We start from the raw sequence: 12,498 nt of genomic DNA, 5'->3' as shown, positions 1-12,498 counted from the left end.
CGGCGCCCCCGGAGCCGCATGGCACCCGCGTCCGCGGCAGCTCGGGCTCAGGAAGCGGCTGGCTGACGCACGTTCTCCCGCACCCACTCCACGATCGCCCCGGTCGTCGCTCCCGGCGTGAAGATCCCCGCGACACCCTTCTCCTTGAGCGGCGCGATGTCCTCCTCCGGGATGATGCCGCCGCCGAAGACGAGGATGTCCTCGGCGTCGCGCTCCTTGAGGAGATCGATGACGGCGGCGAAGAGGGTGTTGTGGGCCCCCGAGAGGATCGACAGGCCGATCGCGTCGGCGTCCTCCTGGATCGCGGTGCCGACGATCTGCTCCGGCGTCTGGTGGAGTCCGGTGTAGATGACCTCCATGCCGGCGTCGCGCAGCGCACGCGCGATGACCTTGGCCCCGCGATCGTGGCCGTCGAGCCCCGGCTTGGCCACAACCACGCGGATCGGACCGGCTGCCACACCCATCACTGCCTCCATCAGACGACCCCGGAAGCGATCGCTTCCGTCCGTAACGACAAGTACCGCACTTTTGGCGCGTTCCGCCACCCGTCGCGAAGTGAACGAACGTTATCTCCAGCATCCCGCAACCGGCAGTTTTACGGCGCGCGGGGAGGGGGAAATCACATGGTGGGACATGAGGGCACGCGGGGGACCGAGCCGCCCCCCACGTGCCGACTGGAGGTCGGCCAATGAAGGTCACCGGGGTACTGCCGCTCGTCCTCCCGCTCTACCGGCGCCTGTGGCCCGGCAGACTGGTCGATCTCTCCATGACCCTGCTCAAGGCGACCGCGCTGGAAGCGGCGATCCTGGCCGGGCATCTGCTGCTGTACCCGACCGGCCTCATCCAGGAGCGGCGCGGCCCCGCGCCCTCCATCCAGGGCCCGGACGGCACCACCCGGCTGCCGGACAGGCCCGGACCGCCGGTCGTGCTGCTGCACGGCTTCATCGACAACCGTTCGGTCTTCGTCCTGCTGCGCCGCAGCCTCGCGCGCAGCGGCCGGCAGCGCGTGGAGTCACTCAACTACTCTCCGTTGACATGCGACATACGCATCGCAGCCGAACTGCTGGGCCGGCATGTCGAGGAGATCTGCGAGCGAACCGGCAGCACCCAGGTCGACATCGTGGGCCACAGCCTCGGCGGCCTCATCGCGCGCTACTACACACAGTGCCTGGGCGGTGACATCAGGGTACGCACCCTCGTCACCCTCGGCACCCCGCACTCCGGAACCCGGGCCGTGCCCCTGGCGAGCGCGCACCCGATCGTGCGGCAGATGCGGCCCGGCTCCGAGGTGATCGAGGAGCTGACCAGGCCGGCGCCCGGCTGCCGTACGCGGTTCGTCAGCTTCTGGAGCGACCTGGACTCCGTGATGGACCCCCTGGAGTCGGCCTGTATCGACCACCCCGACCTGGAGGTGCGCAACGTCCGGGTGACGGGCATCGGGCATCTCGCCCTGCCCGTGCACCCCGCCGTCGCCACCGGGATACGTGAGGCCCTGGAGGCCACGCCCGCCGAGAGCCGGATCGCCGACGGCGTGACGGTGGCGTGAGGGAGACCGCCCCGGAGGGGTGGGCCGAGGCCGTGCACGGGCGGTGACACAGCCGCTCCACAGGTGACACAGCGTCATCCAGCATCGAACAGTTCTCGAACACAAAGCCAAACTCGCGTTCACGGACCCCCGAATCACGGCCGAATGCCCGTTTCCGGCCCAAGCGAAACCGGCCGACGATTGTCGCGCCCGCGTACCGCCGGGTACAGTCGCCGCACTGCTCTGGCAGCCACCGTTGTCGAGGCGAAAGAGAAGTTGGTGAACGATCGTCACCCGTCGGGGACCATGACCACCCCGGCCCCGGCTTCCGACGCCTCCACCGGGCACTACGCGTACGGAACGCAGGAAGCCCAGTACGACGACCTCACCACGTACGGCGGCTACGACGCCACCGGTTTCGCGGCCGGCACCAGCGGGACCGGCGCCTTCGCCGCCGATCCGCTCTTCGGCAGTCTCCCCGGCGGCGAGCAGCACACGGGCGCCTACGACAGCACGCAGTGGCAGACCGGTACGGGCCAGTTCACGCAGTACGACCCGTACGCGGCCCAGCACCACACGGCCTACGACACGGGCGGACACGACACCACCGCCTGGACAATCCCGGCACAGGCCACGGGCAACGACGTCAGCGGCCAGTGGGACGCGAACACCTGGCTGCAGCACGACCAGTCCGCCGGCGCCGACCCCACCCAGCAGTGGCAGTGGGGCACCCAGACCTATGACACCGGCGTGTACGACGCCACGCAGTGGAACTCCGACGGCACGCCCGTGCAGCCCGACCAGCTCGGGACACCGCACGACCAGCTTGCCGAGCCGTTCGACCAGGTCACCGAGACCGGCGAGTTCGGTGAGTACGCCGAGGGTGTCGACTACACCGAGGCCGGCGAGTACGCGGACACCGGCGAGTACACCGGTGCCGCCGAGTTCGGTGAGTACGCCGAGCCCGGCGAGTTCGGGGAAGCGGCCGCAGGGCACGGCGAGCCGGGCGACACGGGTGAGCTGCCCGCCGTCCCGGTTCTGCTCGACGACCAGGAGGAGTTCGCTTCCATCCCGGCGCCCCGCGCGGGCTCCCGCGGCGCGGCGCGTTCCCGTCGCCGTACGCCGCCCAAGCGCTCCGCGCTGCTGACCATCGCCGTGCCCTCGGCCTGTGTGATGGGGGTCGCCGGCATCGCCGCCGCCTCCGTCGGCGGCCTGACCGACGACGGCAAGGAAACCTCCGCCACCGCCTCGGACGCGCAGTCGGTGAAGCCGTCCGTCGCCAACAGCAAGCTGGACACCCAGCTCAGGACGCTCTCCGCCGGCGCCGACGACTTCGCCGACCGGGCCAGCCGTACGCAGGAACGCATCGACCTCAAGAACCAGCAGGAACTGCAGAAGAAGAAGGCCGCCGCCGAGGCCGCGCTCAAGGAGCGGCTGCGGCCCAAGTTCGTGCTCCCGGTCGCCCAGAAGGGGCTCAGCGCCTACTTCGGCCAGGCCGGTGTGAACTGGATGTCCGTGCACACGGGCATCGACTTCCCGGTCTCGTACGGCACCACGGTGATGGCCGCGACCGACGGCGTCGTCTCCACCAAGTGGAACAGCGCCTACGGCAACATGATGATCCTGACGGCCAAGGACGGCACGGAGACCTGGTACTGCCACCTCTCCAGCTACCGCGTCGCCTCCGGTACGACCGTCAAGGCCGGCCAGCCGGTCGCCTACTCAGGCAACTCGGGCAACTCCACCGGACCGCACCTGCACTTCGAGGTCCGGCCGGCCGGCGGGGCGGCCATAGACCCACTGCCGTGGTTGCGAAGCCACGGGCTGGACCCGAGCTGAGCCTCGGAGAGACGGACGAATGACGTGAGCCCCGCCCGACCGGCGGGGCTCCTGTCGTCCGGGGCTGCCCGACGGGTCGTCTAGAGCTTCTCGACGGGCGCGTACCGCAGCAGCAGCCGCTTCGGCTTGGTGTCCCCGAAGTCGATCGTCGCCTCGGCGTTGGTGCCGGTGCCCTTGACCGCGACGACCGTGCCAAGGCCGAACTGGTCGTGCGTGACCCGGTCCCCGACGGCCACCGCGACCACCGGCTTCTCGGCCGTGCGCCGGGTGGCGAACCCGGACGCGCCCGACGCCGCGGAGCGGGAGCGGGCGGAGGACAGCGACGCAGCGAACCCGGCGGCGGGTCCGGAGGACACCGGCGCCGCCCCTCCGGTCCGCTTCCACTCCATGTGCGCGGCCGGAATCTCCTCCAGGAAGCGGGAGGGCGGGTTGTACGAGGGCTGGCCCCAGGCGCTGCGCATCGCCGACCGGGTGAGGTACAGCCGCTCCCGCGCGCGGGTGATGCCGACGTACGCGAGGCGCCGTTCCTCCTCCAGTTCCTTGGTCTGGCCGAGGGCGCGCATGTGCGGGAAGACGCCGTCCTCCATGCCGCTCAGGAAGACGACCGGGAACTCCAGGCCCTTGGCGGTGTGCAGGGTCATCAGGGTGATGACGCCGTCGCCGTCCTCCTCGTCCGGGATCTGGTCGGAGTCGGCGACCAGCGCGACCTGCTCCAGGAAGTCGGCGAGCGTGCCCGTCTCCCCCTCCGCACGCTCCTGCTCGAACTCCAGGGCCACCGCCGCGAGTTCCTGGAGGTTTTCGATGCGGGTCTCGTCCTGCGGGTCGGTGGAGTTCTGCAACTCGGCCAGGTAACCGGTGCGTTCGAGTATGGCCTCCAGCACGGTCGCCGGTCCGGCGCCGGACTCCACGATGGTCCGCAGGTCCTCCATCAGCGTGTTGAACCGCTTGACGGCGTTGGTGGAGCGTGCGGCCATGCCGTAGGCCTCGTCCACGCGCTTGAGCGCCTGCGGGAAGCTGATCTTCTCGCGCTGGGAGAGGGCGTCGATCATCGCCTCGGCACGGTCGCCGATGCCGCGCTTGGGCACGTTGAGGATGCGGCGCAGCGGCACCGAGTCCTCGGGGTTGGCGAGGACACGCAGGTAGGCGAGGACGTCCCGGACCTCCTTGCGCTCGTAGAAGCGGACGCCGCCGACGACCTTGTAGGGCAGGCCGACGCGGATGAAGACCTCTTCGAAGACACGGGACTGGGCGTTGGTGCGGTAGAAGACGGCGACGTCCCCGGCCTTCGCCTCGCCCGCGTCGGTGAGGCGGTCTATCTCGTCGGCGACGAACTGGGCCTCGTCGTGCTCGGTATCGGCGACGTAGCCGGTGATCCGCGCGCCCTGGCCGGCGTTGGTCCACAGGTTCTTCGGGCGGCGGGACTCGTTGCGCTCGATGACCGCGTTGGCGGCGGACAGGATGGTCTGCGTGGAGCGGTAGTTCTGCTCCAGCAGGATCGTCGTCGCGTTCGGGTAGTCCTCCTCGAACTGGAGGATGTTGCGGATCGTCGCGCCCCGGAAGGCGTAGATCGACTGGTCCGCGTCGCCCACCACGCAGAGTTCGGCGGGCGGCAGGTCCAACTCGCCGGGGGGTACGTCCTCGTCGTGCTGCCCGGTGCCCACCAGTTCCCGTACCAGAGCGTACTGGGCGTGGTTGGTGTCCTGGTACTCGTCGACCATGACGTGCCGGAAGCGGCGGCGGTAGTGCTCGGCGACGTCCGGGAAGGCGCGCAGCAGGTTGACCGTCGTCATGATCAGGTCGTCGAAGTCCAGCGCGTTGGCCTCGCGCAGCCGTGACTGGTAGAGCGCGTAGGCCTGGGCGAGGGTCTTCTCGAATCCGTCGGTGGCCTGGGCGGCGAAGTCCTCCTCGTCGATCAGCTCGTTCTTCAGGTTGCTGATCTTGGCGCTGAAGGACTTCGGCGGGTAGCGCTTGGGGTCGAGGTCGAGGTCGCGGCAGACCAGGGCCATCAGGCGCTTGGAGTCGGCGGCGTCGTAGATCGAGAAGGACGACGTGAAGCCGAGCCTCTTGGACTCGCGCCGCAGGATGCGCACGCACGCGCTGTGGAAGGTCATCACCCACATCGCGTTGGCGCGCGGGCCGACGAGCTGCTCGACCCGCTCCTTCATCTCACCCGCGGCCTTGTTGGTGAAGGTGATCGCGAGGATCTGACCCGGGTGCACGTTCCGCGCGGCGAGCAGGTGGGCGACGCGGTGGGTGAGCACGCGGGTCTTGCCGGAACCCGCGCCGGCCACGATGAGCAGCGGCGAGCCGGCGTGGGCGACCGCGGCGCGCTGGTTGTCGTTCAGCCCCCGCATCAGCGCGTCCGGGTCGATCACGGGACGCGGGGCGCCGTCGCGGTAGTGGGCGTCCCGGTCCGGCGGCACGTCGAACTTCCCGCCGAACAGATCGTCCGGAAGGGGCTCCGGAGCGTGGTCGTCCTCGGGCGGCGGCGGGGGCTCCTCCGCGTGCCCGCGAGGGGCCTGGAGGTCCGCCAGGAAGCTGTCGTCAAAGAGGCTGCTCATCGCTCTACGAGTCTAGGGGGCCGCACCGACAACCGGTCCCGGCACCGGGAAGTCGGCGCCCGTGAGGTCCGCGACAGCACACGGCACCGGCGCGTCGGCCATCGCGCCAGGAATGCGGCCGAACCCCTCACCCTGCGAAAGCGCCTTGTCACGCCCGTATGAAACCGGCCCCGGGTCACGGAAATGTATCGGACATATGGCACAGCAACCTTCACAGGAGTCACACGAGTTGGCTAGGTTGCCGTCAGGCCGCACGACCCCTACCGGCGAACCTCGCCGGGCCGCGCGGCCTCCGCCGAGTCCGGTGCGCCCCTCGTGGCAGCCGGAGCCGGGGACCCACCGTTCCTGGGGTGAATCGGCCGACTCCCGCCCGGGACGACGCCGTAGGGCAACCCTTCCGAACCACCCGCCCGAACCCGACAGCTAACCCGGTAGGCGGCATGTTGGAAGGAGTCGCCTCCCTTGGCGTCGCACCGCAAGCCGGGTCCCCCGGGGACCCGTGGGACGGGCATCCGCACCCCCGTCCTGGCCACCGCCGCCCTCACCTCCGTGGCCGTCCTGTCCCAGACGGCCGGGGCCGCTTCGGCCTCCGCCTCCTCCGCAGGCGACGGCAGGCCGAGCGTGGAGGAGGTCGAGAAGAAGATCGATGAGCTGTACCGCAGGGCTGACCCGGAGGAGGAGCCCGCGGCCGTGCAGCGGGCTCGCGCCGAGGTCCCGCGCGCGGAGGCCGTCCGGCGCCCGGGGCTGTTCACCAAGGCCCGCGAGGGGCTGGCTCCGTTCGCCGCCGCTCCCGAGACGGCCGGCTCGCTGCTCGCGGAGTACCCGGAGGACCACTTCGCCCAGAGCCGGCTGATGAACCGGCTGGCCTCCCGGGTGAAGGGCGCGGCCGAGCGCGGGAAGGCCCCCAGGGCCCCCGAGGCGCCGGCCGCCGCGCGGTACGACGTGAGGACGGCCAAGGCGGCCGTCCAGCACAAGCTCGCCACCGCGCGCGAGCTGCTGTCCCGACTGACGGCTCCGGTCGCGGCCCCGGCTCCGGCTATGGCTGCGGTGCCGGCTCCGCATCCGGCTCCGGCTCTGGCTTCGGTCCCGGCTCCGCCCTCGGTCCTGGCTCCGCCTTCGGTCCCGGCCCGGGCTCCGGAGCGGCCGCGGTCCGCGGCGCGGCCGGTGAGCGTGCCGCCCGTCGCCCCGCTGGCCCCCGTCACCAAGGCCGAGAAGGCCATCGCCTTCGCGCGCGCCCAGATCGGCAAGCCGTACGTCTCAGGTGCCAGCGGGCCCGGTTCATACGACTGCTCCGGCCTCACCCAGGCCGCCTGGAAGGCCGCGGGTGTCACCCTGCCGCGTGCCGCGCGTGACCAGGCCGCCATGGGCACCGCGGTCCCGCTCGCCGACGCGCGCCCCGGTGACCTGGTCTTCTTCCACGAAGACAGCAGCCATGTGGGCCTGTGCACAGGCGACGGGACGATGATCCACGCCCCGCGGCCCGGTGCGTACGTGCGCGAGGAACCGGTCCACCTGGCGGGCGAGTCGGTCGTCCACCGGGTGGTGCGGCCGGCCTGACGGTGCTCTTTTCGGGCCCCGCGCGCGCGTGCCCCGCGAGCGCGGGCGCCACCGCTCCCTAGCATCGGGCGCATGCCCATGCCCGGCTTCTCTGGTCTGCGTACATGGTGGGCGGGGCGTCCGCCGGCGGCGGGGGCAGCCGTCATGGCGAGCGGCATCGTGTCGGTGGGCCTGCATCTGACCGGTCCCGAGGTGGTGTCCCTGGTCTTCCTGTGGCTGGCCTGCCTCGCCTGGGTGGCGCTCGCCGCCGACTTCGCCGTACGGCTGGTGACGCAGCGGCCGCGGTGGCTGGCCGAGGCGAAGAGCCCCGGCGCGCTCTCCGCCGTCGCCGCCACGACGGTGCTCGGCACCCGGCTCTCGCTGCTCGGCCGGCAGACCCTGGCCGGGGCCGCCCTGGCGCTGGCGGTTCTGCTGTGGCCGGTGCTGCTGCTTCTCGTCGTACGGCACTGGGGGCGGCGCATGCCGGGGGCGGTGTTCCTGTGTTGTGTGGCCACACAGGGGCTGGCGGTGCTGGCGGCCACCCTGGCCGCGGCGGAGACGACGGCGTGGCTGGCGCGCGCCGCGCTGGTGCTGTTCTGGCTGGGCCTGGTCCTCTACGGCCTGGCGCTGGCGCGCTTCGATCCGCGGCAGGTGCTGGAGGGGGCCGGGGACCACTGGATCGCGGGCGGTGCGCTCGCCATCTCGGCGCTGGCCGGGGCGAAGCTGCTGGCCGCCGACAGTGCGCGGCTGTACCTGTGGAACGACGACGACCGGGGCGTGCTGCGCAATGTCACGGTCGCGCTGCTGGTGCTGGACCTGGCCTGCTGCGTGGTCCTGCTGGCCGCCGAGGTGGCCCGGCCGCGGCTGCGCTTCGACGTGCGGCGCTGGTCGACGGTGTTCCCGCTGGGCATGACGGCGGCGTCGACCCTGTCGGTCGCGGCGGCCCTGGGCATCGAGTGGCTGCGGAGGCCGGGCCAGGTGCTGGTGTGGCTGGCGGTGGCGGTGTGGCTGGTAGTCGCGGCCGGCGCGGTGCTCGCGGCCCGCGCCGGCCTCGTCAGGGCGCGCTGAGCCTCACGTCCACAGCACGGCGATGAAGATGTTCGCCATGGTCAGCAGGCCGACGAGCCCGAAGACGCGCTTGTCCACCCTCTCCTCGTCACGCTGGACGTAGACCAGCCCGAGGATCACGATCAGCAGGGCCAGCTTCACGCCGATCTTGAAGGTGTTGACGTGGTGGCCGTCGGCCTCGTTGAGCCCGACCAGGGCCACGCCGGTGACCAGCATGGTGAACGCGCCGTGCAGCATCCCGGGGACGAACCGGGCCGTGCCCTGGCCCATCGCCTTCATCTGGGTGAGGAAACCGCCGAGCAGCGCGGCGATGCCGATGATGTGCAGGCCGACGAGGAGATGGATGAGTACGTCCATGACCCCGGAGCCTATGAGGCGGTCCTGGACGGCCGGTCACCGGGCCCGCCCCACGGCCGCTATCCCGCGCGGGGGATCTTGCATATATGCGCCGCATAGCACCACAGGGTCCCCGTGGGTCCCTCAATGCGCGCTTCGGTCACTACGCAGCGTGAAGGCGGCAGCCATGGCCCGGCAATGCGATCACGGACGGGTACAGCTCGGTCCGTCTCGGCCACTTCCGTACAGTGCGTTACCAACCTGTCACAGTCCGGCCTAGCGTCCTCCCCCAGGTGACCGGCTTCCCACCGCCGCCCGGGCCAGGGGCGGCCGCCGGCCACCTCCGCCGAGAAAGGTCCGGCGGCGGCCCGATCCCCTGTGCGGGCGGCCGCCGGACACCCCGACCGCTCGGCCGCAGAGGTCCCATGGAAGGACGTGACGGTCCAGGTGGCAGCGCACCGCAAGCCCCGACAGCGCTCGCTCGGCGGCAACACGGCCCGCACGGCCGTCACCCTCGCCCTGGCGGGCGCGGCCACCGCGACGGCCTTCGAGGGCACGGGCAACGCCGAGCCGCAGCTGACGCCGGCCCAGGTGAAGGCCAAGGTCGACAAGCTGTACCAGGAGGCGGAGAGCGCCACCGAGAAGTACAACGGGTCGAAGGAGAAGGCGGACGCGGCCCAGCGGCGGCTGAACTCGCTGCGGGACGAGGCCGCCCGCAGGCAGCAGAAGCTCAACACGGCACGTGACGCGCTCGGTTCGCTGGCGGCGGCGCAGTACCGCGACGGCACGATCGACCCCTCCTGGCAGCTGGCGCTGTCCAGCGACCCGGACCGGTACCTGGACGGGGCCGCGTTCGCGGAGCGGGCGAGCGACCGGCAGGCCGGGACGGTGGCGCGGGTGCGGGAACAGCTCCGCGAGATCGAGCAGTTGCGCGGCGCCTCCCGCGTCGAGCTGAAGTCGCTGCGGTCGCGGCAGGTGGAGGTACGACGGCACAAGCAGACCGTCACCGCGAAGCTCGGGGAGGCGCGCCGACTGCTGGCACGCCTCACTCCCCCGGAGCGGTCACGGATCACCGGCGACGGCGCCTCCGCCGGGCACGCCGCGCGCTCCGCCTCGGACACCCGGGCAGCCCTGGAGCAAGCGGGGTCCGTCGCCGCCTCCGGCTCCCGTGCGGCCACGGCCGTCGCCTACGCCTACCAGAAGCTCGGCAGCCCCTATGTGTGGGGCGCGACCGGGCCCAACGCCTTCGACTGCTCGGGGCTGGTGCAGGCCGCCTACCGCTCCGCGGGCATCTCCCTGCCCCGCACCACCTACGCCCAGATCAACGCGGGCCGACGAGTGCCCCGCTCCCAGCTCCAACCCGGCGACCTGGTCTTCTTCTACTCCGGCATCAGCCATGTCGGCATCTACATCGGCAACGGCCGGATGATCCACGCCCCGAACCCGTCGGCCCCGGTCCGGGTGGCCCCCGTCGACGAGATGCCGTTCGCGGGGGCGACACGGGTGTCGTGAGGGCGCCGCGGCGGTCAGACCAGCCGGCGTGCCGTGGCCCAGCGGGTCAGCTCGTGGCGGTTGGAGAGCTGGAGCTTGCGCAGGACCGCCGAGACATGGGACTCGACCGTCTTGACCGAGATGAAGAGCTGCTTGGCGATCTCCTTGTAGGCGTAGCCGCGCGCGATCAGGCGCAGCACCTCCCGTTCGCGCTGGGTGAGGCGGTCCATGTCCTCGTCGACCGGCGGGGCGTCGGTGGAGGCGAAGGCGTCCAGGACGAACCCGGCCAGGCGCGGCGAGAAGACGGCGTCGCCCTCCTGGACCCGGAAGACCGAGTCGACCAGATCGGTGCCGGTGATGGTCTTGGTGACGTAGCCGCGGGCGCCGCCGCGGATCACGCCGATCACGTCCTCCGCGGCGTCCGAGACGGACAGGGCGAGGAAGCGGACGGGCCGCTCGGCGTCCGCCATCAACGCGGCGCACCGACGCAGCACTTCGACGCCGCCGCCGCCCGGCAGGTGGACGTCGAGCAGGACCACCTCGGGCCGCGTCGCGGTGATGACCGAGACCGCCTGGTCGACGTCCGCGGCCTCGCCGACCACCTCGACCCCGGTCTCGGCGGTCTGACCGATCTCGGCCTGGACGCCGGTGCGGAACATACGGTGGTCGTCCACGAGCACCACGCGCACATGCCGCTTCCCGGTCGGGTCGGACCCGGCCGGCTCCGCCGCTCCCGCCGTGCCGTTCGCCTCGGTCGCGTCGCTCATGACGTCTTCTCCGCCCTCTCCATCTCCAGTTCGACCTCCGTGCCGCCGCCCGGCACCGCCCGCAGCCGGGCCTTGCCGCCATGGCGCTCCATGCGGCCGATGATCGATTCTCTGACACCCATGCGGTCGGCGGGTATCGAGTCGAGGTCGAAACCCGGGCCGCGGTCGCGGACCGACACGAACACCGTCCTCCCCTCGACCTCGGCGTACACCTGCACGGCACCGCCCTCGCCACCGTACTTGGCGGCGTTGACCATCGCCTCGCGCGCGGCCTGCATCTGCGCGCCGGTCCGTTCGTCGAGCGGGCAGTCGCCGACCACGACCACCTCGATGGGCACGCCGTGCTTGTCCTCCACCTCGGCGGCACTGCGCCGCACCGCCTCGGCGACCGTGTCGGGCTCGTCCGCCTCATCCTTGCCCGTGCCCTCGGGCTTGTACAGCCAGGTGCGCAGGTCCCGCTCCTGGGCCCGGGCCAGGCGGCGCACCTCGCCGGCGTTGTCGGCGTTGCGCTGGATCAGGGTGAGGGTGTGCAGCACGGAGTCGTGGACGTGGGCGGCGACCTCGGCGCGTTCCTGAGCGCGGATGCGCATGAGGCGTTCCTCGGACAGGTCCTGGGTCATCCGGACCAGATAGGGGCCGGCGAGCAGGGTGATGCCGACGAGGACGGCGAGCGCGGCCTGGAGGACCGCGCCGAGGTGGGCGGCCGAGCCCTGCATGACGAAGATGGCGGAGACGCCGGCGGTGACCAGCAAAACCCCCACGCCCGCGCGCAGCAGGGTGAGCGTGCGCCGGCGGCTGCCGACCTCGACCCAGCGGGCCCGGCGGGCGTTGTCCGCCTGGCGCCAGACGAGGGCGACACCGGCCGCGACCAGCACGGCGGGCAGCAGATACGCCTTGGCCCCGTTGGTCAGGTTGACGCTGCCCACGAAGACCACGGACACGATGACCATGAGGAGCAGGGCGACCATCTGTCCCTTGTCCGGCTTGCGGGCCACCAGTCTGCGGCGGCCCTCCGGCGAGGTCTCGGTGCCGACCAGCGGTGGCTTGTGGCCGCCGACGCCGCCGACGCCGAGCGGGACGAAGAACCAGAACGCGGCGTACAGCAGCGCGCCCAGTCCGTTGGCCATGAACAGGCCGACGAAGGCGAGCCGGACCCAGATGACGGGCAGGCCGAGGTGCCCGGCGAGACCCCGCGCCACTCCGCCGAGCCAGCGGCCGTCGCTGCTGCGGTAGAGCTTGCGCGGTGGCCGCGGATCTTCGAGGGGCAGTGCTGCGGCTTCCGGCATGCCATCGATGGTCACACGGCTGCGGGGGCGGAGCATCAGGGTCCGCCCCCTAGACTCCCCTGATCTCCGGGCTGATCTCCGGGCCGGCG

Annotated in this window: 10 protein-coding genes and 1 riboswitch; of the genes, 5 read left to right on the top strand and 5 right to left on the bottom strand. The window is 71.7% G+C overall.

Annotation, left to right across the window (positions count from 1 at the left end; genetic code table 11):
- Nucleotides 1–47: 47 nt before the first annotated feature.
- Nucleotides 48–464: a cobalamin B12-binding domain-containing protein gene (locus tag ACFVVO_RS01665; protein WP_390050960.1), complete on the bottom strand. Its 417-nt coding sequence runs from the start codon at nt 462–464 to the stop codon at nt 48–50.
- 224 nt (nt 465–688) lie between these two features.
- Here ACFVVO_RS01665 and ACFVVO_RS01660 point away from each other — a divergent pair, with 224 nt between their 5' ends.
- Nucleotides 689–1,546 (top strand): esterase/lipase family protein, encoded by an 858-nt coding sequence (locus ACFVVO_RS01660; RefSeq protein WP_390050959.1) that lies wholly within the window; start codon nt 689–691, stop codon nt 1,544–1,546.
- Between the two features lie 258 nt (nt 1,547–1,804).
- Nucleotides 1,805–3,364, top strand: a complete 1,560-nt coding sequence (locus ACFVVO_RS01655; RefSeq protein WP_390050958.1) for a M23 family metallopeptidase — start codon at nt 1,805–1,807, stop codon at nt 3,362–3,364.
- An 80-nt stretch (nt 3,365–3,444) separates the two neighbouring features.
- Here ACFVVO_RS01655 and pcrA read toward each other — a convergent pair whose 3' ends face one another.
- Nucleotides 3,445–5,925, bottom strand: a complete 2,481-nt coding sequence (gene pcrA, locus ACFVVO_RS01650; RefSeq protein ID WP_390050957.1) for a DNA helicase PcrA — start codon at nt 5,923–5,925, stop codon at nt 3,445–3,447.
- Nucleotides 5,926–6,208: 283 nt separating this feature from the next.
- Nucleotides 6,209–6,380: riboswitch (cyclic di-AMP (ydaO/yuaA leader) on the top strand.
- 7 nt (nt 6,381–6,387) lie between these two features.
- Here pcrA and ACFVVO_RS01645 point away from each other — a divergent pair.
- Together ACFVVO_RS01645 and ACFVVO_RS01640 are read left to right on the top strand one after the other, a co-directional pair.
- A complete protein-coding gene (locus ACFVVO_RS01645) occupies nt 6,388–7,482 on the top strand; it encodes a C40 family peptidase (protein ID WP_390050956.1) in 1,095 nt (364 codons plus the stop codon).
- A 72-nt stretch (nt 7,483–7,554) separates the two neighbouring features.
- Nucleotides 7,555–8,529, top strand: a complete 975-nt coding sequence (locus ACFVVO_RS01640; protein WP_390050955.1) for a tellurite resistance/C4-dicarboxylate transporter family protein — start codon at nt 7,555–7,557, stop codon at nt 8,527–8,529.
- A 3-nt stretch (nt 8,530–8,532) separates the two neighbouring features.
- Here ACFVVO_RS01640 and ACFVVO_RS01635 read toward each other — a convergent pair whose 3' ends face one another.
- The gene (locus tag ACFVVO_RS01635) at nt 8,533–8,886 is read right to left on the bottom strand and encodes a hypothetical protein (protein WP_390050954.1); all 354 of its coding nucleotides are present in this window, start codon (nt 8,884–8,886) and stop codon (nt 8,533–8,535) included.
- A gap of 426 nt (nt 8,887–9,312) precedes the next feature.
- Here ACFVVO_RS01635 and ACFVVO_RS01630 point away from each other — a divergent pair, with 426 nt between their 5' ends.
- Nucleotides 9,313–10,377 (top strand): NlpC/P60 family protein, encoded by a 1,065-nt coding sequence (locus ACFVVO_RS01630; RefSeq protein ID WP_390051553.1) that lies wholly within the window; start codon nt 9,313–9,315, stop codon nt 10,375–10,377.
- 14 nt (nt 10,378–10,391) lie between these two features.
- Here the strand turns inward: ACFVVO_RS01630 and ACFVVO_RS01625 are convergent, their stop codons facing one another.
- Both ACFVVO_RS01625 and ACFVVO_RS01620 read right to left on the bottom strand, forming a co-directional pair.
- Entirely contained in the window at nt 10,392–11,123 is a 732-nt protein-coding gene (locus ACFVVO_RS01625; protein ID WP_390050953.1) for a LuxR C-terminal-related transcriptional regulator, read from the bottom strand.
- Nucleotides 11,120–12,409 (bottom strand): PspC domain-containing protein, encoded by a 1,290-nt coding sequence (locus tag ACFVVO_RS01620; protein WP_390050952.1) that lies wholly within the window; start codon nt 12,407–12,409, stop codon nt 11,120–11,122. The genes ACFVVO_RS01625 and ACFVVO_RS01620 overlap by 4 nt, the downstream gene beginning before the upstream one ends.
- Nucleotides 12,410–12,498 lie beyond the last annotated feature (89 nt).

It is taken from the genome of Streptomyces sp. NPDC058145, from assembly GCF_042884245.1.
Classification (GTDB): Bacteria; Actinomycetota; Actinomycetes; order Streptomycetales; family Streptomycetaceae; genus Streptomyces.
Note: the sequence above shows the minus strand (reverse complement) of the source record. Positions and strands in the feature narration are given on the sequence as shown.

Coding starts and splice junctions, on each gene's coding strand:
- ACFVVO_RS01625 (WP_390050953.1), bottom strand. CDS start 11,123: ATGAGCGACGCGACCGAGGCGAACGGCACGGCGGGAGCGGCGGAGCCG.
- pcrA (WP_390050957.1), bottom strand. CDS start 5,925: ATGAGCAGCCTCTTTGACGACAGCTTCCTGGCGGACCTCCAGGCCCCT.
- ACFVVO_RS01620 (WP_390050952.1), bottom strand. CDS start 12,409: ATGCCGGAAGCCGCAGCACTGCCCCTCGAAGATCCGCGGCCACCGCGC.
- ACFVVO_RS01640 (WP_390050955.1), top strand. CDS start 7,555: ATGCCCATGCCCGGCTTCTCTGGTCTGCGTACATGGTGGGCGGGGCGT.
- ACFVVO_RS01635 (WP_390050954.1), bottom strand. CDS start 8,886: ATGGACGTACTCATCCATCTCCTCGTCGGCCTGCACATCATCGGCATC.
- ACFVVO_RS01660 (WP_390050959.1), top strand. CDS start 689: ATGAAGGTCACCGGGGTACTGCCGCTCGTCCTCCCGCTCTACCGGCGC.
- ACFVVO_RS01665 (WP_390050960.1), bottom strand. CDS start 464: ATGGGTGTGGCAGCCGGTCCGATCCGCGTGGTTGTGGCCAAGCCGGGG.